This window comes from Sphingobium sp. CFD-2 (genome assembly GCF_024611135.1).
Taxonomy (GTDB): domain Bacteria; phylum Pseudomonadota; class Alphaproteobacteria; order Sphingomonadales; family Sphingomonadaceae; genus Sphingobium; species Sphingobium fuliginis.
Map to the genome: position 1 here is coordinate 842,704 of NZ_CP084405.1, position 22,450 is coordinate 865,153.

General features: G+C 64.1%; 25 protein-coding genes and 1 tRNA gene. 14 read left to right on the forward strand and 12 right to left on the reverse strand.

What is annotated here, in order from left to right:
• Positions 1-20: 20 nt before the first annotated feature.
• The 7 genes from LDB29_RS03970 to LDB29_RS04000 all read right to left on the reverse strand — a co-directional run bounded on the left by LDB29_RS03970 (position 21) and on the right by LDB29_RS04000 (position 4,705).
• On the reverse strand, positions 21-1,334 hold the full coding sequence (locus tag LDB29_RS03970; protein WP_021246304.1) for a TraB/VirB10 family protein: 1,314 nt from the start codon (positions 1,332-1,334) through the stop codon (positions 21-23).
• Positions 1,331-2,098 carry a type-F conjugative transfer system secretin TraK gene (locus tag LDB29_RS03975; protein WP_021246305.1) on the reverse strand — a complete coding sequence of 256 codons (768 nt, stop codon included), beginning with the start codon at positions 2,096-2,098 and terminating at the stop codon, positions 1,331-1,333. Before LDB29_RS03975 ends, LDB29_RS03970 begins: the two co-directional genes overlap by 4 nt.
• Positions 2,082-2,720: a TraE/TraK family type IV conjugative transfer system protein gene (locus LDB29_RS03980; RefSeq protein ID WP_021246306.1), complete on the reverse strand. Its 639-nt coding sequence runs from the start codon at positions 2,718-2,720 to the stop codon at positions 2,082-2,084. The genes LDB29_RS03975 and LDB29_RS03980 overlap by 17 nt, the downstream gene beginning before the upstream one ends.
• Before the next feature lie 8 nt (positions 2,721-2,728).
• Positions 2,729-2,995 (reverse strand): type IV conjugative transfer system protein TraL, encoded by a 267-nt coding sequence (locus LDB29_RS03985; protein ID WP_013846819.1) that lies wholly within the window; start codon positions 2,993-2,995, stop codon positions 2,729-2,731.
• 136 nt (positions 2,996-3,131) lie between these two features.
• On the reverse strand, positions 3,132-3,449 hold the full coding sequence (locus LDB29_RS03990; protein WP_013846818.1) for a hypothetical protein: 318 nt from the start codon (positions 3,447-3,449) through the stop codon (positions 3,132-3,134).
• Positions 3,450-3,630: 181 nt separating this feature from the next.
• Positions 3,631-4,413, reverse strand: a complete 783-nt coding sequence (locus LDB29_RS03995; RefSeq protein ID WP_021246307.1) for a DsbC family protein — start codon at positions 4,411-4,413, stop codon at positions 3,631-3,633.
• Positions 4,400-4,705 carry a hypothetical protein gene (locus tag LDB29_RS04000; protein ID WP_037484342.1) on the reverse strand — a complete coding sequence of 102 codons (306 nt, stop codon included), beginning with the start codon at positions 4,703-4,705 and terminating at the stop codon, positions 4,400-4,402. Before LDB29_RS04000 ends, LDB29_RS03995 begins: the two co-directional genes overlap by 14 nt.
• A gap of 449 nt (positions 4,706-5,154) precedes the next feature.
• Here LDB29_RS04000 and LDB29_RS04005 point away from each other — a divergent pair, with 449 nt between their 5' ends.
• The 4 genes from LDB29_RS04005 (at position 5,155) to LDB29_RS04020 (ending at position 8,343) form a co-directional block, all read left to right on the forward strand.
• On the forward strand, positions 5,155-5,544 hold the full coding sequence (locus LDB29_RS04005; RefSeq protein ID WP_021246309.1) for a helix-turn-helix domain-containing protein: 390 nt from the start codon (positions 5,155-5,157) through the stop codon (positions 5,542-5,544).
• 73 nt (positions 5,545-5,617) lie between these two features.
• Entirely contained in the window at positions 5,618-6,286 is a 669-nt protein-coding gene (locus LDB29_RS04010; RefSeq protein WP_021690788.1) for a MobA/MobL family protein, read from the forward strand.
• 756 nt (positions 6,287-7,042) lie between these two features.
• The gene (locus LDB29_RS04015; protein WP_021246311.1) at positions 7,043-7,246 is read left to right on the forward strand and encodes an excisionase; all 204 of its coding nucleotides are present in this window, start codon (positions 7,043-7,045) and stop codon (positions 7,244-7,246) included.
• Positions 7,207-8,343 carry an Arm DNA-binding domain-containing protein gene (locus LDB29_RS04020; protein ID WP_021246312.1) on the forward strand — a complete coding sequence of 379 codons (1,137 nt, stop codon included), beginning with the start codon at positions 7,207-7,209 and terminating at the stop codon, positions 8,341-8,343. Before LDB29_RS04015 ends, LDB29_RS04020 begins: the two co-directional genes overlap by 40 nt.
• Positions 8,344-8,551: 208 nt before the next feature.
• Here the strand turns inward: LDB29_RS04020 and LDB29_RS04025 are convergent.
• The 3 genes from LDB29_RS04025 to LDB29_RS04035 form a co-directional block, all read right to left on the reverse strand.
• Positions 8,552-8,626: transfer RNA gene (locus LDB29_RS04025), tRNA-Glu, on the reverse strand.
• A gap of 282 nt (positions 8,627-8,908) precedes the next feature.
• A complete protein-coding gene (locus LDB29_RS04030; protein WP_025546494.1) occupies positions 8,909-9,706 on the reverse strand; it encodes a SapC family protein in 798 nt (265 codons plus the stop codon).
• Positions 9,707-9,846: 140 nt separating this feature from the next.
• Positions 9,847-11,286 carry an FAD-binding oxidoreductase gene (locus LDB29_RS04035; protein ID WP_025546495.1) on the reverse strand — a complete coding sequence of 480 codons (1,440 nt, stop codon included), beginning with the start codon at positions 11,284-11,286 and terminating at the stop codon, positions 9,847-9,849.
• Positions 11,287-11,364: 78 nt separating this feature from the next.
• Between LDB29_RS04035 and LDB29_RS04040 the strand changes: the two genes are divergently transcribed.
• Complete coding sequence (locus tag LDB29_RS04040; protein WP_025546496.1) at positions 11,365-11,799, forward strand: hypothetical protein; 435 nt, start codon at positions 11,365-11,367, stop codon at positions 11,797-11,799.
• A 110-nt stretch (positions 11,800-11,909) separates the two neighbouring features.
• Positions 11,910-13,259, forward strand: a complete 1,350-nt coding sequence (locus tag LDB29_RS04045; RefSeq protein ID WP_044661939.1) for a DEAD/DEAH box helicase — start codon at positions 11,910-11,912, stop codon at positions 13,257-13,259.
• A 76-nt stretch (positions 13,260-13,335) separates the two neighbouring features.
• Here the strand turns inward: LDB29_RS04045 and radC are convergent, their stop codons facing one another.
• Positions 13,336-14,031: a DNA repair protein RadC gene (gene radC / locus LDB29_RS04050; RefSeq protein WP_025546499.1), complete on the reverse strand. Its 696-nt coding sequence runs from the start codon at positions 14,029-14,031 to the stop codon at positions 13,336-13,338.
• A 128-nt stretch (positions 14,032-14,159) separates the two neighbouring features.
• Between radC and LDB29_RS04055 the strand changes: the two genes are divergently transcribed.
• From LDB29_RS04055 to LDB29_RS04090, 8 genes are all read left to right on the forward strand, one after another.
• Positions 14,160-17,393 (forward strand): YdbH domain-containing protein, encoded by a 3,234-nt coding sequence (locus LDB29_RS04055; RefSeq protein WP_257556231.1) that lies wholly within the window; start codon positions 14,160-14,162, stop codon positions 17,391-17,393.
• The gene (locus tag LDB29_RS04060; RefSeq protein WP_007685342.1) at positions 17,390-17,578 is read left to right on the forward strand and encodes a YnbE family lipoprotein; all 189 of its coding nucleotides are present in this window, start codon (positions 17,390-17,392) and stop codon (positions 17,576-17,578) included. The genes LDB29_RS04055 and LDB29_RS04060 overlap by 4 nt, the downstream gene beginning before the upstream one ends.
• Positions 17,575-17,976 (forward strand): YdbL family protein, encoded by a 402-nt coding sequence (locus tag LDB29_RS04065; protein WP_025546504.1) that lies wholly within the window; start codon positions 17,575-17,577, stop codon positions 17,974-17,976. Before LDB29_RS04060 ends, LDB29_RS04065 begins: the two co-directional genes overlap by 4 nt.
• 192 nt (positions 17,977-18,168) lie before the next feature.
• Positions 18,169-18,492 (forward strand): AtpZ/AtpI family protein, encoded by a 324-nt coding sequence (locus tag LDB29_RS04070; RefSeq protein ID WP_025546506.1) that lies wholly within the window; start codon positions 18,169-18,171, stop codon positions 18,490-18,492.
• A gap of 48 nt (positions 18,493-18,540) precedes the next feature.
• Entirely contained in the window at positions 18,541-19,326 is a 786-nt protein-coding gene (locus LDB29_RS04075) for a F0F1 ATP synthase subunit A (protein WP_025546508.1), read from the forward strand.
• Between the two features lie 53 nt (positions 19,327-19,379).
• Entirely contained in the window at positions 19,380-19,607 is a 228-nt protein-coding gene (locus LDB29_RS04080; RefSeq protein ID WP_004207392.1) for a F0F1 ATP synthase subunit C, read from the forward strand.
• Between the two features lie 89 nt (positions 19,608-19,696).
• Positions 19,697-20,191 (forward strand): ATPase, encoded by a 495-nt coding sequence (locus LDB29_RS04085; protein WP_061938759.1) that lies wholly within the window; start codon positions 19,697-19,699, stop codon positions 20,189-20,191.
• Positions 20,184-20,798 carry a F0F1 ATP synthase subunit B gene (locus LDB29_RS04090; RefSeq protein ID WP_099185837.1) on the forward strand — a complete coding sequence of 205 codons (615 nt, stop codon included), beginning with the start codon at positions 20,184-20,186 and terminating at the stop codon, positions 20,796-20,798. The genes LDB29_RS04085 and LDB29_RS04090 overlap by 8 nt, the downstream gene beginning before the upstream one ends.
• Before the next feature lie 446 nt (positions 20,799-21,244).
• Here LDB29_RS04090 and LDB29_RS04095 read toward each other — a convergent pair whose 3' ends face one another.
• Entirely contained in the window at positions 21,245-22,300 is a 1,056-nt protein-coding gene (locus tag LDB29_RS04095) for an NAD(P)-dependent alcohol dehydrogenase (protein ID WP_099185993.1), read from the reverse strand.
• Positions 22,301-22,450: the final 150 nt, after the last annotated feature.

Below are 22,450 nucleotides of genomic sequence, written 5' to 3' on the forward strand. Positions count from 1 at the left end.
TTGGATGAGGAGCCGGCGCATCAGAACTTGCTTCCGGCGGTCGGCTTGATATCGAGGGTGACGCCCTCCTGGATCACGACCACGACGTCCTTCGCCGCGCCGACCTCAACGATCGGCCCCGCCTGGCGCGCGAGATCGAGATAGAAATCGGTGAGCTTCTCGGACGATCGCGACAGGCCGCCGGCGATGCCGGCCTTGGCGGCGTCGCCCGCATCGAGCGTGCGCACCGAACCCAGCGCCGAGGTCGAGACGTCGCCGACCGTATTCTGGACCGTATCGGCGACCCCGGTGATGGTCCCGGCGATGAACGCGCGGGCAAGGGCCGCGCCGGCGCGGGTGACGACCTTGCCGGAGAGGCCCTTCTTGCCGTCGGCGTCGACGAAGAAGCCCTTGATGGGCTGGTCGACCACCGAGCGTTCGTCGAAATCGACGCAAGAGAGGCTGACCAACTGGACTTCGACCCGTTCCTTCGCGAGGCTGCCGGTGGCGTTGCCGATGACGAAGCAGCCGGCGAGGTTGGCTTTGACGTCATTGGGCAGGACGGCGGGGGCTTGCACCCGCGCGATCAACGGTTCGGGATTGTTGGTCGCATCCCGGCTCGCCAGCGCATCGATCCCGGTCAGCAGCCGCGCCTTCATGAAACCAGGTGGCAAATAGATGGTCCGCGTCTTTTTTTTAGCGGCCTGTGCCCCATCGGCGGCCGCGACCGGACTGGTCGCGGCGCCGATCGCGCCCACGGTCTTCTCGACCGGCGGGGCCGGAGGCGCTGGCGGCGCGGCGGGCGGCGCGGGCGGCTTCGCGACGGAAGGATCGATGTCACCGGTCGCGGGCGGTTCGGGAAAGTCGGGAACCGAGCCGGGGATCGCCGGAGGAAGATCGCCGTCCAGCGCATGGGGCGGCGTGCCGGAACCGGGCGCGACCTTGCCTTCCTCGATGGCGGAGACGCGATCGCCGAGCAATTGCTGTCCATCAAGAATCTTCTGCAGGTCGCCGCGCAGCTTGACCTCTAGGCTGTCGCCGCGAAGCCCCGCGCCCATGTCGAGCTTCGAACTGGGCGATGGCGCGGCCTGCTCGGTCTTGTCGCCGCTGGCCGTGTAGAGGCCGAGCCCCAGCACGCCGATCGCACCGGCAACGCCAAGCTGCCTCAAACGCAGCTGCTGGCGTGCGGTCAGCGTTTGCCACCGCGTCTTGAGATCGAGCAGCGCGGGGCCGCGCGTATTCTCGCCAGGACGAGGGCGGTCCGCCTCATAGCCGTCGAGGTCGAGTTCCTCCGCGCGATCGGCAGGACCGCGCCCGCGGGGCCCGCGACCGCCGCGAGAGTCCCCGCCGCTCATTGCCCGGCTCCCCGGCGAACGACGATCAGCCGCGCGGCTTCCCCGGCCTCGATATTGCCCCGGTCGAGGGTGATCGCGAAGATGTTGGCGCCGAGCGCGCCGTCGAGAAAACCGCGTTCGTCGAGCTGCGCGCCGCCGGCGGCAGAGACCAGATATTCCGATGCCGAGAGGCCGGACCCGTCGATTTCGATGCGGCGTCGTTCCTCCAGCGTGGCGCCCGGCAGCGTCGCGAGCCGGATCGGCCCGGATCGGGGCGCAACGCTGGTGAAGCTCGCCGGGATCCGGTCCTGGAGCATCGAGAGCGTGATCGAGACTGCACGCTCTTCTTCGACCAGGGGTCCTAGCAGTTCCTCATTGGCGCGGGCGCGCTGGGGAGCGCCGGGCTGGAGCATCACCGTCTGCGCCGGAATATCCGACGGCTCGGCATAGAGCGCATAGACCGCGCCGTTGCAGGTGATGAAGAACTCAGACGGCACGGTGACGAAGCTGCGCGTCACCATCCCGGCGTCGTCGATCTCGCGAACGAGGAACTTGATCCAGGCGTCGGAACCGGCGCGCTCCACGGCGATCGCCTTTTCGGCGCTGAACCTGACGTCCTCGATTTCTCCGCCCGAACAGATGACATGGTTGATGTCGCGGTTTGACAGGCGGATCGTGCTGGTCTGGTCGGGCAGAACCATGATGGATTGCGCGGCGGCCGGAGCGGCAAGCGACAGGGCGAGCAGCATCAGGCTCGGCCGCGCGGACTTAGCGAGGCTGGACATCGAAATTTTCCTCATTGAGGGCGGTCAGCCAGAAGCGGCCATTGTCGATCACGTAACGGATCCGAAGATTGCCCCGGAACTTGCGGATCACCCCGCCGATCACCCGGACCTTCTCGACCGGCACGAGAATCTCGGTCCGGGTCCAGGTGACGGGCTGGTCGGGGCGGATATAGGTCGCGATCGAGAGCGTCGGATTATTGGCCAGTTCGTCGAGCAGCCGGTTGAGGCTGTCGCGCAGGCTGTTGTAGGTCGAGGGGTGCGTGATGCTCAGCAGTTCCTGGAACTGCCGATCCGCGGAGTAGGCGGAGTAGGTGCCCGAGAGCGACACGACATTGCGCGTGATCGAGCGCAGATAGGCCTCGGACGGCTCGCCGCCCGTGACATAGAGGTCGCCGCCCGCGCCGTAGGGGACGATGATCGTCCGGGTGTTCTGGTTGGAGGTGTAGATCACCGTGCCCAGCACCGCCGTGATCCCGAACAGGCCGATGACGGCGAGCTTCAACAGCCGGTTCTCCTCGAACAGGTTGCTCGCCCCTTGCAGGTAGCGGTGGATGCCATAGCTGCCCGGCTTGCCGATCAGCGGATCGCGTGGGGGTGTGCCGGGGGATTTGCGTCCGAACATGGCCCGCCTCATTCGTAGAACCGAGTCTGGGTCGGACCCGGATAGTTGGACCAGCGGACCAGGCCCCAGCGCCAGGCCATGTGCGGGATGAAGCCGCGCGGCTTGGTGCGGAGCCAGGGAACGAAAAGGAGAAGACCCGCGACGAGCGCCCAACCGAGCATCCCGCCCACGATCACGGCGACGAAGATCACCGTGATCACGAGCACGAACTCGTCCGATCCGAACCACAGGATCTGGACGGGTTTGTGCAGATATTGGGGTAGCCGCTCGTCCACGAGCCTTCTCCTCCTTGCGTCGTGACCTCCCTGCGAAGCTGGTTGAACTTCGGGGGTTGTCCCGCCAGTGCGCCTCATGCGCCCTGGCCCGTTGAGGTCCGCCGACCGCGCCCAGGCGCGGCGGCGGACCAATCCGTCAGATGACCATTCCGAATGTCTGGAGGATCGAGTCCGCCTTGATCAGGCAGACGGCCGCCACGATGGTCGGGATGCCGATCATGATGTTCGAGAAGAGCCTGCTCACGCCGAACAGGAAGGCCGCGACGCCGCCGACGAAGCCGAGCGGGCCTTTGACCCCTTGATTGACCACGATATCGTAGATGTCGTAGCCGAGGTCGCCGGCCGCCGGCGCCGAGAAGGCGTGAGCCCCACCGGCCCCGAGCAGCGCGAGCAGGGTTACGGGAATGCCGACATTGGCGATTGAGGCGGATTGTCTGCCGAGTGTTTTCAACATGCACTTGCTCCAGGGAAGATGGGCCGCTCCGGGGACTGCTTGCCGGCATCGATGAGGATCGCTGTCGGCCGACGGCGAGGCTGGACGGCCCGGTTCGGGTCCCGCCGCCGGCATTGGGATTTGCGCGGCAGCGGCAGAGCCGATGCACCGCGCGTTCGCGATGTGAGGAGCCGGAAGGCGATCAGCGGCCGGCATTGGCGAGCGCCTTCTTACCGTCGAGGAACGCCTCGATCTCGGCCTGCCGGAAACCGGAAATCATCTGTCCGTCCGCGATCAGGGTCGGCGTGCCGGTGATGCCGGTCTTGCCGACGATTCCGGCATGCGCCTCGACCCTGGCCTTGCCTTCCGCGCATGTGCGCAAAGGCGTGGGCGCGGTTCCGGCGTAGATCGCCTTGAACGCCGCTTCCTTGTCCGGGGAGCAAAGGACATGCTCGGCCTTGGCGGCGGCCTCGGCGTGGATGCCGGAGACGAAGAAGATCAGGCGCCGCACCGGCTTGCCTTCGGCCGCTTTCGCCGCCCAGAAGCGGTCGAGCGCCCGGCAGTAGGGACAGTCGGGATCGGTGAACTCAATCACCGTGGGCGCGCCCGCCGGACCGATGGCGAGGGCCATGCCGGTGTCGATCCCGGCGAGTTTCTTCGCTGAAGCGGCGTTCTGCGCCAGCGCGGTGAGGTTCTGGCCGTTGCGGTCGTAGATTTCCGCGAACAACAGATGTTCGCTGTCAGGCGCATAGTAGATGATGCGGCCGCCCGCCGTCGCCTGATAGATCGGGCCCTTGACGGGCGCCGGCCCGAAATCCTCGAATTGCAGATTGACGAAGGTCTGCCGCAACTCGCTTTCGGCATCGCGCGCGGCGGCGGTAAGCGGATCGGCGGCTTGCGCGAACGCTGCGCCTTGAGCAGCGAGCAACAAGGGGAGGACGAGGGCTGCCGCACCAAACAGGCGGGTGGGCTTATGGATGTGCATGCGATCTCTCCTGAAGAGTGCTGGCAGGGCGGGAGAGCAGGCGCGCATCGACATGCGTGCCCGACCCCACCGGGATGTGCTCGGCAGTGACGGGTGCGGGCATCGACTCCATCCGGTTCGTCACGGCGGCGCGCAGAACGAACCCATCGACCGTCGCCACCACGATGCGCGGCTGCTCGGCCACCGGCGCGATAACTGTCTGTCGGCCATGTCCGCCGGGTCCGGCACAGGCTGTCGTCGTGACGATCAGTGTGCCCAGGGCAGCCGTCATCGCTTTGGCAATCGGCATCATGCACGACTCCATGTTGGCGCCCCGCGCCATGGTTGATGAATACTTAATGGTCCGAAGTATCAGGTCCGATTCGACTTGAACCCTCGCAACACGATCTGAGTGATTTGAAACGAAGAGGATTGCAACAGGCCCCGGCAGTGGGGTGCCTGAAATGGCGATATTAGCCGTAAATATGCGAACTTAGCCTTATAAATTCGCTTTCGGGATCACATGGACTGATCTGGTGCCGGTTCGGCAATAAAGTTCCTGAATGATCCGATTTGGAGGAAAATGGAAATTAACTGCTCATTGTGCGTCGAAACATAAATATGGTCGCGCATCCGCTATAAATGGGCAGAGATATTCCTCTAAAATCATCGGCATCTATTCTTGATGCTGGTTACTCCACGATCCTACCTTTGCCGGATTACCCACAGAGCCCGACGGGCCGAACCGGGGAGGAAGGACATATGGCATCCGATGGAAAATTCGCCGACGTCGACCTGTCGATCTTCAAGGAACTCAAGAAGCTCTCCGGCGAGAAGATCAGGCAGGCGCGAAAGGCGCTCGGTTTGACGCAGCTGGAGGTCGCCACCGAAATGGGCGGAAGCCTGCGCTGGTATCGCGCGATCGAGTCCGGCGATCCGGGGATTAGGCTGGAGGATCATCTGATCGCACTGCTCCGGCTCGGTGCATCGACCGCGCATATCGCGCTGCCTGTCCTCTATGCGGGCCAACGCATGCGGTTCCCGCGGCAACTGATCCACGGTGACCTGGCCAGCATCGAACGCACATGCATTGAGGCGATCTCGGATGCGGTGATCGCCGGGCTGAAACAGGACCTCTCACCCGAATGGTAGCGGGACGGCGGGAAGGACCAGTCATGAAAATTGACGGTCCGGTTCGGGCGTGACGCTGGGACAGGCGGAAAAGATGGCGATCTTTCATTTCCATGTGAATATCATCAGCCGCGGCGCCGGACGCAGTATCGTCGCGGCCGCGGCATGGCAAAACAGCTGCCGCCTGTACGATGAGCGCTACGGCCGGTTTTCCAATTTCGTGAACAAGCGGGCGGTTGCCTGGTCTGCGCTGATACTGCCGTCCGGGGGCCCCGCGCAGTGGGAGGATCGCGAGTGTTTCTGGAACGCGCTCGAAGCCGCCGAAATCCGCAAGGATGCGCAGCTTGGCCGTCAGTTCGACGTGGCGCTGCCCGATGAACTGGACCTGCCGGCGTCGATCGCGGTTCTGCAGCGTTTCGCCAGCGAGATATTTTGCATCGCGGGTTTTGCCGCCGACCTGACACTGATCGAAATGGGCGATACGCCCAGAGGCAAGCGCCACCATGGCTATGTGCTGATACCGACCCGTCCGATTGTCGACGGCATGTTCGGCCGGAAACCGCGCGAATGGAACAGCCGCGTGAAGCTGCTCGAAATCCGCGCGGCCTGGGCGATGATGCTGAACGATAAGTTCGCGGCGCTCGGCTATGATGTCCGCGTCGATCATCGGTCCAACGAAGAACGCGGCATCGACGCTCCGCCGGTTAAGCATATCGGCATGGCCCGCAAGCGTATCGCGGCGCGCGCCCGGCAAACATCCTGACAATAGTCCGTGGCCGGCGCCTCACCGGCGGTGCGGTCCATCATGACGACGGCGAGGGCGGTTGCGGCGGGCGTGTAGAGGAGAAAATAACCGACTGCACATGCGGCGACGGCAGCGGCAGGGATTGCCGTCGCCATGACCGCTGCCGCCACGGCGAAAACGGCTAGAAGCTGAACGGCCGCTGCGACAAGAAGTATCCGCCGCCGACCGAGCCTGTTGGCCAGCCACCCGGTGAGCATTGCGGAGGCCATGCCGGCGAGCGGACCGGTCATGTTGACGATGACGCCGAGACGATCGAGGCTCCACCCCCTCCTGTCAATCAGCGCGCCCGCGATCGCGCGCGGCAGGCCGCCATGCGTCCCGATCATTTGTCCCATTCTTCGAGGCCATCAACAACGGCGAGTGGAACGCTGCGAGTCTCTTCCAAGGCGCGACAACGCCAATAGGCTGACAGGCGAAAGCACGAGATTAGGCAGTGGGTTGCCCAAATATGCGATCTTGGCCTCTTTTTAGGACCAGGATCGAAATGCTAGACTGACGTCGCGTCATGGCCTGCTTGCGCTGCCCAACAGGCCAGCGATCCATGCGCCATTTCTGCGAGGATTATCCAGACCCACGTTCGCGAGCGCCTGCCCGTCCTGGTCGGCCGGCCATGCGGTCATCGCAGATCGGCCGGAAGGGAAGGGAGCGGGAGGAGAGAGGAAGCAGCGGACGGTTGGCTGTCCGTGGTTTCCTTTCCTCAACCGGAGCACTGTCATGACGGGCGCGCGCTACGTGCGCATCAAGCGCTTCGCCGAGCTGACCGGCTACACCGAGAAAGCGGTCTATCGAAAGATCGCCGACGGCGTGTGGATTCAGGGCCGCGAATATCGCCGCGCTCCCGATGGCAGCATCTGCATCGACCTCGAAGGCTTCCACAAATGGGTAGAAAACGGCCAGGGACTGGCGTCGAGCCGCTGAAAAGCTGCATTCGCGTCCGCTTCCGCTGGAACGGGCGGCTCTATCGCGAAACGCTCCAGCTCCAACCCACATCCGCTAACATCAAGGCGGCCGAGCGCTTGATGGCCCGTGTCCATCAGGAAATCGATCTCGGCGTCTTCGATTATGAAAGCACGTTTCCCAAGGGTGATGCCAAACCCGACCGGAACAAATACGCGGGCTTCAAGACTTATGCGAAAGAGTGGCTCGCAACGCTCGTAGTCGAGAAATCGACGATGTCCGACTATGTGTCGGCGATCAATAATGTCTGGTCGCCGGCTTTCGGTGAGCGGCAACTCAAGAGCATCAAGCCGAGCGAGATCAAGAAGGTCATCGCCGACCGGGCGAAGCAGGTCAGCGGCAAGACGATCAACAACAACGTCATTCCGCTGCGCGGCATCTTCGAGATGGCTCTCGACGACGAGCTGATCGACCGCTCGCCGCTGGAACGGATCAAGAGCCAGAAGCATCAGAAACGCGAGCCGGACCCGTTCGACCGGGAAGAGACCGAACGCATCCTCACCTATATGCACGAGCGTTACGACGAGCAGGTCTGGAACTGGTATGAGTTCGCCTTCGGGACCGGCATGCGTCCCAGCGAACAGATCGTCGTCCAGTGGCGCGACGTCGACTGGAAGCGCCAGTCCATCCGGGTCGAGCGTGCCCGCGTCCGGGCCGTGGAGAAATCGACCAAGACCAGGACCGTGCGCGACGTCGATCTTACTCCGCGAATGATGGCCGTGCTTAGACGCCAGAAGGCGCACAGCTTCATGCGGGGGCTCGATTCGCCGATCTTCATCAACCCGGTCACAAACACGCCGTGGCCGGACGTGCAGGATCAGCGGAAGCTCTATTTCCATCCCGCACTGCGTGCGCTCGGCATCCGCAGCCGTGATGCCTATCAAACGCGCCACACTTACGCGACGACGGCGCTGATGGGCGGGGTGAACCCGGCCTATATCGCCCGCCAGCTTGGCCACAAGAGCGCGGCAATGCTGTTCCGGCACTACTCGAAATGGATCGATCACGCGGACTATGGCCGCGAAGCAGCCAAGCTCAATCAGATCTACGGTTCCTGACGCGGATGTCTGGCTGGTCTGTGGGGAGGGCTTGCCTGTCGGTGGCGGCTGCCGCGAACGAATCCCTCGTCTACTGGGCAGCTATTGAGGTGATCTAAAAGAGCCTGGAACGGGGGCTGGGGTGGCCTCGAAAAACGCCAAATGTGCCACGAAAGTGCCACGGAAACCGCATTTTCGCGATTCCCCCTAACAATATCAACTACTTAGCTGGTGACCCCTACGGGAATCGAACCCGTGTTTCAGCCGTGAGAGGGCCGCGTCCTGACCGCTAGACGAAGGGGCCACAGGCCGCGCTGGGCGGCAAGTAGGGAGCCGCCTTTAGGAGGGCGCGTTGGCGTCGTCAAGGGAAACCCGCGCCATTTCCTTCAGTCAATAAAAAACCACCCCATGCGATTCGCATGGGGTGGCCAAGGTTCAGGGAGGAGACGCCTCCAAAGGGGGAGGCGCCCATACGACACACCCGAAAGGGGGGCAGGTGCGCCGTATGTTCAGTAAATAGAGAAAGCCGCGCGGAGTTTCAAGTGGCACCGCGCAACCTTTTTCCTTAAATATCTGTCATGAATGCTTAATTTGGTTGGGCATCCGCTGTCTGGGGCGCTGCCGGGACGGCGATCGGGCCCTTGCCCTGCGAAACCTGCGCCTCGAACAGTTCCCGCATGAGCTGCAGCGAGAAGAGATGCGCGTAAATGAGCGGCAGCATGCCGTTCTGGCTGATCTTGCGAAGCTGGTCGCCGCGCATGTCGCGCAGCTTTTCCTCGTTCACCATGCGGAAGCCGCGATAGACGAAGGGTTGGTCATTGCCGGGCACCTGGATGGCGACTTCGCCGTCCATCAGCAGGTCGAGATCCTTCAGATCCTTCATGAACTGGCCGGTACGCGCCGCTGCCTGTTCGAAATCCTCGCAGAATTTGAGCACGCCCTGCGTCAGTTCGCTGGGCTTGCCGTCTTCGAACAGCGGCTGGCCCTCTTCGAACGTACCGAGCGCGTCGCTGGTCGGATCGAAGCAGAGCGAGAGTTCGTCGCTGTCGGGGCGCAACTTCGCCAGCATCCAGGGATAGCGGCGGACATAGGCGGGGACATAGGCCGGGCCACGCAGCTTGCCATCATCGTCGAGGAAGGTGTTGACGCCCTCGTTGAGGCCCATCAGCGCCAGGGGAACGGGCTCGTCCCCGGCGGAGAAGATGATCGGCACGAAGCGCTGGGCGGCGACGAATTCGTCCACGGTCAGCGGAATGGCGTGCTGCGTCGTCAGGAACGGCGCCGAATCGACGGTGCGGCTCCGCCAGGCGGCGTGATCGACGCTGCTCAGCGGAATGAGATCGTTGTAGAAGACGGGAAGGCCGTTCGCGGGCGCGCTTGCCATGATGTGCTAGTCCATTTCCAACAAAAAGCGGCGCATTTTCCCTTGCGCCGCTAGCCTGATACTGGGCCGAGGGGGATAAAGCCCTTGGACGCGGGAGGCAATCGCTTTGTCGATGCCCGGTGCTGCGGCCGAGGCTGGCTTCAGCCTTCCTCCGGACGGGGGATCAGCTTGTCCGGATTCATGATGCCCTGCGGATCGAATGCAGCCTTGACCGCGCGCAGGGCGTGGAGGCGCGCGGGGCTGGAGAGGCGGCCGAGTTCGGCGCGCTTCATCTGGCCGATGCCATGTTCGGCGGAGATGGACCCGCCCGCCGCGACCACTGCATCATGGACGAAGCCGTTGATCGCCTGACCCTCCGTCGCGATCCAGGCCGGACCGTCGGTCGTGCCCCTGGGCGCGCGGACATGGAAATGGACGTTGCCGTCCCCCAGATGACCGAAGGAGGAGGCGGTGGTGCCGGGAAAGGCCCTTTCCGCCGCTGCCGCGGCTTCGATCATGAAGGCGGGCATCCGCGCAACCGGCACGCTGATGTCATATTGCAGCGCCGGTCCCTGCGCCCGTTCGGATTCGGAGAGCGATTCGCGGATGCGCCAGAAGGCTTCCGCCTGCGCTTCATTGGCGGCGATGGCGGCGTCGACGGCGAGGCCCTGTTCCAACGCATCGGCCAGCGCGCTCTCCAGCCGATCGGCGGGCGTCGGATCGCGCGGGTCGCCATGGTCGACCTCTACCAGCACATGCCAGGGCGTGCGCGTTGCAATCGGGCAGCGGGTGCCGGGAACATGCGACAGGACATGGCCCAGGCCGTCGTCCGCGATCACTTCGAACCCTTCGACACTGTCGCCCAGATGGGCTTCGCAAAGCCGGAGCAGGGCCAGCGCATCGGCAGGGGAGGAGACGCCGATCCAGCCGACGGCGCGAGCCGCAATGGCGGGCACCAGGCGCAGCGCGGCGGCGGTGACGATTCCCAAAGTCCCTTCGGCGCCGATCAGCAATTGCTTGACGTCATAGCCGCGATTGTCCTTCTTGAGGGCATCCAGGCCATGGAAGATGCCGCCGTCCGGCAGGACAGCCTCAATCCCCTCGACCAGCGCGCGCATCGTGCCGTGGCGCAGCACCTGGGTTCCGCCGGCATTGGTGGAGATGAGCCCGCCGATGGTGGCCGAACCCTTGGCCCCAAGGCTCAGTGGAAAGCGGCGGCCAACGGCGGCGGCGGCATCGTGGAGGTTGGAGAGGATCACCCCCGCTTCGCAGACGGCAAGATTGTCGTGCGGAGACAGGCTGCGGATATGGTTCATCCGGCGGAGCGACAGGATCAGCGCAGAACCGTCCGCCGGGGGCGTGGCGCCGCCCACCATGGAAGTGTTGCCACCCTGCGGCACCAGCGGCACGCCAAGATCGGCGGCAAGGCGGACCGCAGCGGCGACCTGGCCGGTCGATTCCGGCTGAAGAATGGCGGCGGCAGCGCCGTGATAGCGTCCGCGCCAGTCGCTGACCCACGGGGCGATGTCGTCCGCATCGGTCACGACGCGCTTTTCCCCCAGCAGGGCCGTGAATCGGGCGATAACATCTTGTCCTATCATGGGACTGTCCTATGCCTTGGAATTCATCGACGGTTCAACCTTTGGCCCATAGCGTCCGCGTCCCAAAAGGGGTTCGACTTGTTTCATTCCGTCCTGCTGCTGTTGTCCGCGTCAGCCGCCGAGCCCGTGCAATGGGCGCAACTGACGATCGAGCAGCGTGTCATCGTCCGCGTGCCGATGGCAAGGAAGGGGCGTGCGCCCGCGCGTCCCACGCCGGAGGCGCGGAATGACTGGAAGGAGAAGAAGGGGCCGCGCTGCATCGCGCTGCGATCGATTCGGTCGGCAAGCATAGTGATGGACAATGCCATAGATCTGCTGCTGGCTGATAATCACCGCTATCGCGCAAGGCTGGAGCGCGGGTGCAACAGCATGGGTTTCTATTCCGGATTCTATGTCGAGCCCGATGAGGACGGCTCGCTCTGTTCCGGGCGCGACGAATTGCAGGCGCGGAGCGGGGCCAGTTGCGCGATCGACGGTTTCCGCCGGCTGGAGCAGGCCGAACCGGACGATTGACCGCATCATCTTCGCGATTTTCTTGACAAGAGGCCGATATTTCCGCAAGGCGCGCCCGATTTCCCCGCGCGTTTTCGTGCGGTGGAGAGCCTCCTGTCCCGGACATCTGAATGACTTTTGCCGATCTCGGCCTTTCCGACGAATTATTGAAGGCCGTTACCGAGGCCGGATATGACACGCCCACGCCGATTCAGGCGCAGGCGATCCCGCCCGTGCTGATGATGAAGGACATCATCGGCATCGCGCAGACGGGAACGGGCAAGACCGCCAGCTTCGTGCTGCCGATGATCGACATCCTCGCCCATGGCCGCGCACGCGCGCTGATGCCGCGATCGCTGATCCTGGAGCCGACGCGTGAACTCGCTGCCCAGGTGGCCGAGAATTTCGAGAAATACGGGAAGTATCACAAGCTCAACATGGCGCTGCTGATCGGCGGCGTGCAGATGGGCGACCAGCTCAAAGCCCTGGAAAAAGGCGTCGACGTGCTGATCGCGACGCCGGGGCGGCTGATGGACCTGTTCCAGCGGGGCAAGATATTGCTCAACGGCTGCAGCATGCTGGTGATCGACGAAGCCGACCGGATGCTCGACATGGGCTTCATCCCGGACATCGAGGAGATTTGCACCAAGCTGCCCGCCCAGCGGCAGACGCTGCTGTTCTCCGCGACCATGCCGCCGGTGATCAAGAAGCTGGCGGACCGGTTCCTCAGCAATCCCAAGTCGATCGAGGTGGCGCGGCCCGCCACGGCCTCGACCAATATCACCCAGCGTCTGGTGAAGGTCGATTCGCGCAAGAAGCGGGAGGCCCTGCGCGCGATGCTGGATGCCGAGGACGTGCAGAGCGCGGTGATCTTCTGCAACCGCAAGACCACGGTGCGTGAACTCAACAAGAGCCTTCAGCGCCATGGCTTCAAATCGGGCGAGATTCACGGCGACATCGACCAGTCGGCGCGCATCGCGGAACTGGAGCGGTTCCGGGCGGGGACGGTGAACATATTGGTGGCGTCCGACGTTGCGGCGCGCGGGCTGGACATCAAGGGCGTGAGCCATGTGTTCAATTTCGACGCGCCCTGGCATCCCGACGATTATGTCCATCGCATCGGCCGCACGGGCCGGGCAGGGGCGAAGGGCGTAGCCTATACCTTCGTGACGTCGGACGATGCCGAGGCGATCGACAATATCCAGAAGCTGATCAAGCAGAAGATCGAGACCATCGACGCGCCGGTCGCTGCTGCTCCCGCCGAAAAGGCGAAGGAGGAACCGCGCCGCTCGGGCAGGGATCGGAAGGACGACCGCAAGTCTGACAAGCGCCGCGACGACCGCCGCCGTGAAGAACCGCGTGCGGCGCGGCCGGAAGGCAATGGCGCCCGGCCGCGGCGGCCGGAACCGGTGGACGATGGTCCGGACGAAGGCTGGAACGGACCGGTTCCGGAGTTTCTTTCGGTGGGGTTTGGCGCTTAGTTGCCGTTGCGGGCCAGGCGTCGCCTGTTTTCGGCCCTCCTGAGACATCCCTCCCGGCCGCTTCGATGCACGGTCCCTAGATCAGCCCTTTCGCACGCAGGCTGCTGTGCCCCTGTGTCCCTATGATGATATGGTCATGCACGGCGATGTTGAGCCGCTTGCCCGCTTCCGCGATCTGCCGGGTGATTTCTATATCCTGACGGCTGGGTTCCGGCGATCCGCTGGGATGATTGTGCACAAGGATCAACGCTGCCGAGCCAAGGTCGATCGCCCGTCGAATAACCTCCCGGGTATAAATCGCCGCCTGGTCGATCGAACCGTCGCCCATATGCTCGTCGCGGATCAGCATGTTCCGGCTGTTGAGGTGCAGCACCCGCACCCGCTCCACCGTCAGAAAGGCCATGTCGGCGCGCAGATAGTCGAGCAGTGCCTGCCAGCTGGCCAGCACCGGCTTCTCCGCCACCTCGTTGCGTAGCATCCGCAGCATCGTCGCCTGGACGATCTTGATCGCGGCGATGCTGGTGTCGCCCATGCCGGGAACGCGGGCAATCGCCTGCCAGTCAGCCGCCATCAGCCCACCGATGCCATCGAATTCCCGCAGCAGCGCCTTTGCCAGTGGTTTCGTGTCGCGACGGGGTATGGCCAGCGCCAGCAGATATTCGATCAGTTCATGATCATGCAACGCTTCGCCGCCGCTCTCCGCCAGTTTCCGGCGCAGCCGGGCGCGATGCCCGACGCCATCGTGCGTAGCCTTCAAATCCTGATCCGGCAAAGTCTTACTTGTCCCCCGCATGCGAAGGGGGACGCTATTCATTGCGGATTTATCGGGCAAGGATATTTAGGAGTGATCGGACGTTATGCAGGCGTTACGGACTTGAGCACGCGGGTTTGACCAGAAGCATGGAAGATGAAGACGGCGAAAAGGAGATTCGCCGGGGCTGGCCCCGCTGGCTTGGAGTGGGCACGGGGTCGCTGGCGCTGATCCTTGCCGCGCTATGGACGCAGCGCGCGCCCATCGCAGAAAATTTCATCAGCCGCGAACTCAACCGGCGTGGCGTGCAGGGCAGCTATGATCTGACGGACATAGGCCTTCGCACCCAGCGGATCGAGAATATCGTGCTGGGCGATCCCGCTCGTCCCGATTTGACGGCGCGCTGGGTGGAGGTCGACATCGCTTTCACAGGGCTGACCCCGCAAGTGGCGGCGGTGCGGGCCGGTGGCGTCAGGATGCGGGGGTCGTTGCACAATGGCGTGCTGAAGCTGGGAGAGGTCGACAAATTCCGCGACCCGAAATCCACGGCGCCCTTCAGCCTGCCGGACATTCTGCTGGCGCTCAGCGATGCGCGACTGCGGCTGGACACCGATGCCGGTTCGATCGGCATGCAGATAGAGGGGAAGGGGAATCTGCGATCGGGCTTCCGGGGCAGGCTGGCGGCGGCGATGCCGAATGGAGGCGTCGAGGGATGCGGGCTGGCCGACCTGCGGGCGATGCTGGATGTTGCCATGCAGGACGGACGCCCACATCTCTCCGGCCCGTTGCGCGGCGCAGCGCTGGCCTGTCGCGATGCCGGCATCGCCGTGGCAAAACCGGCTGCGGATGTGGATGTCTGGCTCGGCAAGGCATTGGATCGCTGGACCGGCCGCGTCGACCTGACGGGGGAAGCGCTCAAGTCCGGCGGCATGGTTCTGGCGCGCCCCTCAGGCCGGATCGATTTCGACGGAACGGCTGCCAAGACCGCCGGGCGAGCGCGAATCGGGGCGGTGGCTCTGTCGGCCGGCGCCACATTGGCCGGACTCGCAGACTTTCAGGGCGCCTGGCATGTCGGCAAGGGCGATATGGGTCTTGAGGGGCGGCTGTCCGTTCGGCAGTTGCGGTTCGCCGGCCGCGATCCCCTGGCGGCTGCGCGCGAAGCTACGGCCGGGACGCCCGTTGGGCCGCTGGTCGCACGGCTGGCTGACGCCGCGCGCCGCGCAGGCGCGGACAATGTCCTGCAAACCACCCTGGCCTTCGCTCAGGAAGGGAAGGCGGGCAGTCTGGCCTTGACCGACACCCGCTTTTCGGCGCGCAGCGGTGCGCGGATCGCCATAGCAGGGGAAGGTCGCGTGACCATCGGCTGGCCTGGCAGGGCCGGGCAGGCGATCGACTGGGCGCTCGACGGAGCGATCACGACGGAGGGCGGCGGATTGCCGAGGGCGGCGCTGCGGCTGGGGCGGAGGCCGGGTGGCGGCTTTGGCGGACAATTGTTCCTTGAGCCCTATGCGGCGGGCGATGCCAGGTTAAGCCTGGAGCCGGTGCGGTTCGTTGCGGGGCCGAAGGGCGATACGCGCTTCTCGACGCAGGTGCGGCTCGACGGGCCGCTTCCCGGTGGAAGGCTGCGCGGGCTGGTGGCGCCCGTTGAAGGGCAAATGAACGCCAAGGGTCTATTGGCGATCAACCCGCATTGCGTGTCCATCTCGCTGATCGAGGCGCGCTATGGCAATTTTTCGCTGGGGCGGACCCGGCAGACGCTGTGCCCCGTCGGGCAGGCGCTGTTTGCCGTCGGGCCGGGCGGTGTGAGTGGCGGCGCTGAAATCCGCAAACTCGCATTGGCGGGCAAAAGCGGCGACAGCCCAATGCGCCTTTCCGCCGATAGCGCTCGTTTCGCCCTGGGACAGCAGGGTTTTGCACTTGCCAATCCCGATCTGGCGATCGGTCCGCAGGATTCGCCTGTTCGGTTGAGCGCGGCGACGCTGACCGGCAACGCCACGGCCCAGGGCTTGGGCGGCAGGTTGACGGGGGCAGGCGGCCGGATCGGGTCCGTGCCGCTGATCGTCGAAAATGGCGCGGGCGACTGGAGCTTCGCCGGGGGGGCGCTGAAGCTGGCGGCCGGGATGACGGTGCGCGATGCGCAGGCGCCGGGCCGGTTCGAACCGCTGAATGTTCCCGACTTCGCGCTGACGTTGAAGGATTCGAAGATTGCAGCGACGGGATCGTTGCGGACGCCGCGCAATGATGCGCTGGTCGCCCGGGCAGTCATCGCGCATGACCTGAGCAGTGGGCGAGGCAAGGCGGATCTGGCGGTTCCGGCACTGTCCTTTGGTCCTGGTCTCCAGCCGGAGGATGTGACCCGCCTCGCCCTTGGCGTGGTGGCCAATGTGACGGCGCAGGTCAGCGGGGAAGGGCATATCCGCTGGAACGGGACGCATGTGACCAGCGATGGCCTGTTCCGGACCGACAATGCCAGCCTGGCGGCGGCTTTCGGCCCGGTGGAGGGGTTGTCCGGCGAACTGCGTTTCACCGATCTGCTCGGTCTCGTCAGCGCGCCGGGGCAGGAAGTGCGAATCAGGTCGGTCAATCCGGGTGTAGAGGTTCGCGACGGCCTTGTGCGCTATCGGCTGGAGGCGGGGCAGAAGGTGCGGATCGAAGGTGGCGGCTGGCCCTTTTCCGGCGGGGAGCTGGTCCTGCTGCCGACGACGATGGATTTCAGCGCGGATGTGGACCGTTATCTGACCTTCCGCGTCATCGGTCTGGATGCGGGCGCCTTCATCCAGGCGATGGACCTCAAGAATATTTCCGCCACGGGTACGTTCGACGGCATCATGCCTCTGATCTTCAACGCGCAGGGCGGGCGCGTGGCGGGGGGCGTGCTGACCGCGCGGCAGCAAGGCATGCCGCCGCTGATGATGCCCGAAGGCGTGCTGCCCACCATCCCCTGCGATCCGACGCGCCAGTCGGGGACCCTTTCCTATGTGGGGCCGGTATCGAACGAACAATTGGGCGCGATGGGGCGGCTGGCCTTCGATGCGCTCAAGAATCTCCAGTATAAATGCCTCACCATATTGATGGACGGCGCGCTGGATGGAGAGATGGTGACGAACGTCGTCTTCAACGGCGTCAATCGCGGGCAGATCGGTGGGGCGCCGGCGGGTCTGGCGCGGAATTTCACGGGCCTGCCCTTCATCTTCAACGTGCGGATCGCCGCTCCCTTCCGGGGCCTTCTGGGAACCGCGCAGTCCTTCATCGATCCGTCAACGCTCATACAAAACAGCATAGGCGACCAGATGCAGGAGAAGATGCGGGCCACGATCGGCCAGGAGGGGGTTGCAGTTCAGCCTGCCGAAAGCGAAACTATGCGAAATGGGGAGCAGAAATGAAGAAGCGAACGATCATCGCGGCGGGCTTCGCCGGTCTGGCCTTGGGGGGCTGCATCCAGGTGAAGGCGCCCGACAAGCCGATAGAGATCAACCTCAACGTGAAGGTGCAGCAGGAGGTCGTTGTTCGCCTGCAGCGCGATGCGCAAGATTTGATCCAGAATAACCCGGAGTTGTTTCCGCAATGACACGCAAATTTTTGATGATCGCCGCCTCTGCCGCGGTCGTGCTGGCGACCGGCCTGGCCATGACGTCTCCGGCGCGGGCGCAGTCGGGCGCGGTCGCCGCCGCCATGAGCGCGGGGGCGGTGGGCGAGCAGGCCGACGGCTATCTCGGCATTGCCGGTTCGGTGAGCGACGCGGTGCGGCAGGAAGTCGAATCGATCAACATCAAGCGCAGGGCCGCCTATACCGACCTTGCCGGCAAGCGCGGCGTGACCGTGCAGGATGTGGCGGCGGCGACGGGATGCCAGACGCTCAGCAGCAGGGTGAAGCCCGGGCAGGTCTATCGGATCGGCGCGGGCGCGTGGCAGACCAAGGGCGCGGGCCCCATCGCGCTGCCGGGCTATTGCGCCACGGCGGGGTGATTTACCTCAGGCCGGACTTGCCGGGCTAGTGGACTTTGGACCCAGCTTCGTTCGGACAGGAAATTCTCTGGCCCAACGACGGTTGACACTCCTGAAAGCCCTTTCTAAACGGGCCGCGCCTTGACGGGTGCAGCCGCAAGCGCCATGCCGCCTGACGTTGGCTTTTAAAGCCTTTACGGAAAGGATGGCTGGATGGCGGCGGATGCACCGGGGCAGGACCCGGCGGGGGAAGATGCGCGCATCGCTTCTTTGGAGGAGCGGATCGCGCAGGCCGAACATGCCGAAAAGGTCAGACAGGGGACACAGGTGCAGCAGGCGGACGATGGGTCGCGTCTCGGCAACAGGGTTCTCGCGGAGCTGATCGGCGGTCTTGCTGGCGGTGCCGTGGTTGGTGGGACTCTGGACTACTTTCTGCGGACATCCCCATGGCTCCTGTTGGCATTCCTCGGTCTCGGGATCGTGGCGGCGTTCAGGAACATCATCAGATTGACGACGACGAAGCGTCCCGACCGATAGGGACGCTTTTATCTTAGTCCGAAGGCAAAGACGTTACAGGGGTCCAGCGTGGCAGAATCCGGCAAAATCGATCCGATGCACCAGTTTGCGATCGAACCGCTGTTCGGTACGGATCATCTGTCGATCGGCGGCTTCAACATCGCTTTCACCAACAGCGCGCTCTATATGGTGGCGGCCGCCGTGGTGCTGTGGATATTCGTCGTCGGCGGCATGAAGCGCGAACTGGTTCCCGGCCGCTGGCAGATGGCGGTCGAATATATGACCGGTTTCATCAAGAGCCTGCTGATCGCCAATGTGGGCGAGGGCGGCAAAAAGTACATTCCTTACGTCTTCTCGCTGTTCATGTTCATCCTGCTGGCGAACCTGCTGGGCCTGCTGCCGCTGGGTCTGGTCGGCCTGCATCCCTTCACCTTCACCAGCCATTTCACCGCGACCGGCGTGCTCGCGATCATGAGCTTCTCGATCGTGCTGGCGGTGGGCTTCTACAAGCATGGCCTGCACTTCTTCTCGCTGTTCGTGCCGCACGGCACCCCGGCGCTGATGGTGGTGCCGCTCTTCTTCATCGAACTCGTTTCCTTCATGGTGCGTCCGTTCAGCCTTGGCCTGCGACTGTTCGTCGCGATGACCGCCGGGCACGTGCTTTTGAAGGTGCTCGCAGGTTTCGTCATCAACAGCGCCAATGCCAGCCCTGCGCTTGGCCTGACCGTCGGCGCCGCCAGCTTCATCCTGATGATCGGCATCAGCGCCCTGGAAGTGCTGGTGGCGGTGATCCAGGCCTATGTGTTCGCGCTGCTGACCTCGGTCTACATCAACGATGCCGAGAACCTGCACTGATTTTCCGCCATTACCTCAACGTTCGAATAGAGTTTAGAAAAGGAGTTTATAACATGGACGCAGAAGCCGCAAAGCTGCTCGGTGCTGGCCTGGCCGCCATCGGTGCGGGCATCGCCGCCCTCGGTGTGGGCAACGTCTTCAGCTCGTTCCTCGAAGGCGCGCTGCGCAACCCCGGCGCTGCCGACGGCCAGCAGGGCCGCCTGTTCATCGGCTTCGCCGCCGCGGAACTTCTGGGTCTGCTGGCGTTCGTTATCGCCATGATCCTGGTGTTCGTGGCCTGAACAGCCGCTTTGGGGCGGGCAGGGATGGCCGGTCGGCCGCCATGCCCGTCCTCTGATTGACCGCGCCCTGATCGGACGGACCCGAAAAAATGCCTCAAATCGCGCAAATTGCCGAAACCTATTCATCGCAGATCTTCTGGCTGCTGCTGACATTCGGTTTCGTTTTCTTCGTCATCGGCCTCGGCATGGTGCCAAAGGTTCAGGCGACGGCCGATGCGCGCGACGCGAAGATCACCGGCGATCTGGATGCCGCCAAGGCGGCTTTCGCCCGCGCGGATGAGGCGGAGGCCGACTATCGCGCCCGCGACGCCGAAAGCCGTGCTGCCGTCCAGGCCAGCCTGGCCAAGGCGAAGGTGGAGGCAGCCAAGGCTTCGGAAGCCAAGCTGGCCGCCGCCGATGCGGACATTGCAGGCCAGATCAATGCGGCCGAAGCCCGTATCAAGGCTGCCACCGACGCAGCCATGGCAGAGATTGAAACCGTTGCCGCTGATGCAGCGCGCGACATGGTGGCTCGCATTTCCGGCGTGAACGCGTCGGAAGATGCAGCCCGCAACGCAGTAAAGGCGGCACTGGCCCATGGCTGAGGCAGCAGCACAGCATAGCGAGACGGAAGCCCCGCACCTGAATGAGGCGATCCATTCGGAGGGGATGGAGCCGGTCGGCACCGTCGCTCACGAAGGCGTGGCCCCGCACACCGACCCGAAGGCCGTCGGCATGGATGCCACGGCCTGGGTCAGTCTGGCGATGGCGGTGTTCATCCTGATCCTGTTGATCAAGAAGGTGCCCGGTCTGATCGGCGGCGCGCTGGATGGCCGGATCGCGCAGATCAAGACGCAGTTGGAGGAAGCCTCCAAGCTTCGCGCCGAAGCCGAAGCGCTCAAGGCCGAATATGAAGCCAGGCTGGCGGCTGCCGCCGCCGAGGCGGAGGCAATGCGCAAGTCCGCCGAGCATGAAGCGGCAACGCTGCTGGAAGACGCCAGGGCCAATGCCGTCGCGCTGGTCGCGCGTCGTCAGAAGATGGCGGAGGACAAGATCGGCGCGGCTGAGCGCGCGGCGGTCGCAGGCATTCGGTCCAAGGCGGTGAACGCCGCGACCGGCGCCGCGGCGGCCCTGATCGTTCAGGGCCATGATGCGCAGGCCGATAAGCTCCTGGTCGATGACGCGATCAGGGGGCTTGGCCCGAACGTCTGACAGACTGCCGAGGATTGAATTGAAAGGCCAGTGCGGTTTCGCGCTGGCCTTTTTCTTTGAGCGGTGAAGCGGTTTTGGATCATCGTGCAGAAAAGCCGGTCCTAGCCTGTCGAAGGATGGGGACCGGTTCCTGCTTAAAAGGATGCGACTACAGAAACCTGGAGCGCGCGACCCACGCCCGATTTATCGCAGCGCGCTCTGGAGCGCCGTTCAAGCCTGTGGGATCACCTGCTGGCTCGTCAAAGGCGGCGAATAAAGGGTGGGGAAGCCGAGCGGATACGACAGGATCGGAATCCGCTCTGCGTTGGAGTTTTCGGGCAGACCATCCTTAGCAGGCGAGGGCGGAACGGGGTTTCCGCCTTCGCAGGAACGCATATCTGCATTCGGGGAGGGCAGGCGCGCGGTCGATCAATGGCCGGCGACGGGGCCGGCCACCGATCTGTCGATCAGGCTGCCGCCAGCGACGCGCTATCGATGACGAAGCGATATTTGACGTCGCTCTTCTGCATCCGGTCATAGGCGGTTTCGATGTCCTGCATCGCGATCATTTCGATGTCCGCCGTGATGCCCTTTTCCGCGCAGAAATCGAGCATCTCCTGCGTTTCGGCAATGCCGCCGATCAGTGAACCGGCAATCGACTTGCGCCCGAAGATCAGCACGCCGACGCTGGGCGAAGGGTGCGGATGTTCCGGTACGCCCACCAGGCACATCGTGCCGTCGCGCTTCAGCAAGGTGGTGAAGGCGTCGAGATCATGGCTGGCGGCCACCGTGTTCAGGATGAAGTCGAAACTTCCACCATGGGCGGCCATCTGGTCCGGATCGCGCGAGATGATGACTTCATCGGCGCCAAGGTCCAGCGCATCCTGCCGCTTGCTTTCCGAAGTCGTGAAGGCGACGACATGGGCGCCCATGGCATGGGCGAGCTTCACCCCCATATGGCCGAGCCCACCGATCCCGACGATACCGACCTTCTTGCCGGGTCCGGCATTCCAGTGGCGCAGCGGCGAATAGGTGGTGATGCCTGCACAGAGCAGCGGCGCCACAGCCGCCAGTTGATCCGCCGGGTGGTTGATCTTCAGGACGAACTTCTCGCTGACGGTGATGCTTTGCGAATAGCCGCCGAACGTATGACCGGGCGCATCCGGCGTCGGACCGTTATAGGTGCCGACAAAGCCGTTCTCGCAATATTGCTCCAGCCCTTCGTCGCAGGCCGAACAATGTTGGCAGCTATCGACCATGCAGCCGACGCCGACCGTGTCGCCGACCTTGAACCGGGTGACGCCGTTGCCGACGGCGGTGACGTGGCCGACGATCTCATGGCCGGGAACGCAGGGGTAAAGCGTGCCGCTCCATTCGGAGCGGACCTGGTGAAGATCGGAATGGCAGACGCCGCAATAGGCGATGGCGATCTGCACGTCATGTTCGCCGGCCGGGCGGCGTTCGATGTCGATGGGTTCCAAGGGCTTATCGGCGGCATGGGCGCCATAGGCTTTCACGATCATGATCGGCTCTTCCTTCAAGGAGGAGCGGCCTCCCTGAAGGGACCGCATTATGGAGGATAGCGCTACCAGTTCCGGCAGCAGCAGGAAGATAGGAAGGGTCAGCCAAGGATCAACGAGGACGGGCCGAAATTTAGCCCCATGCCATTGCGA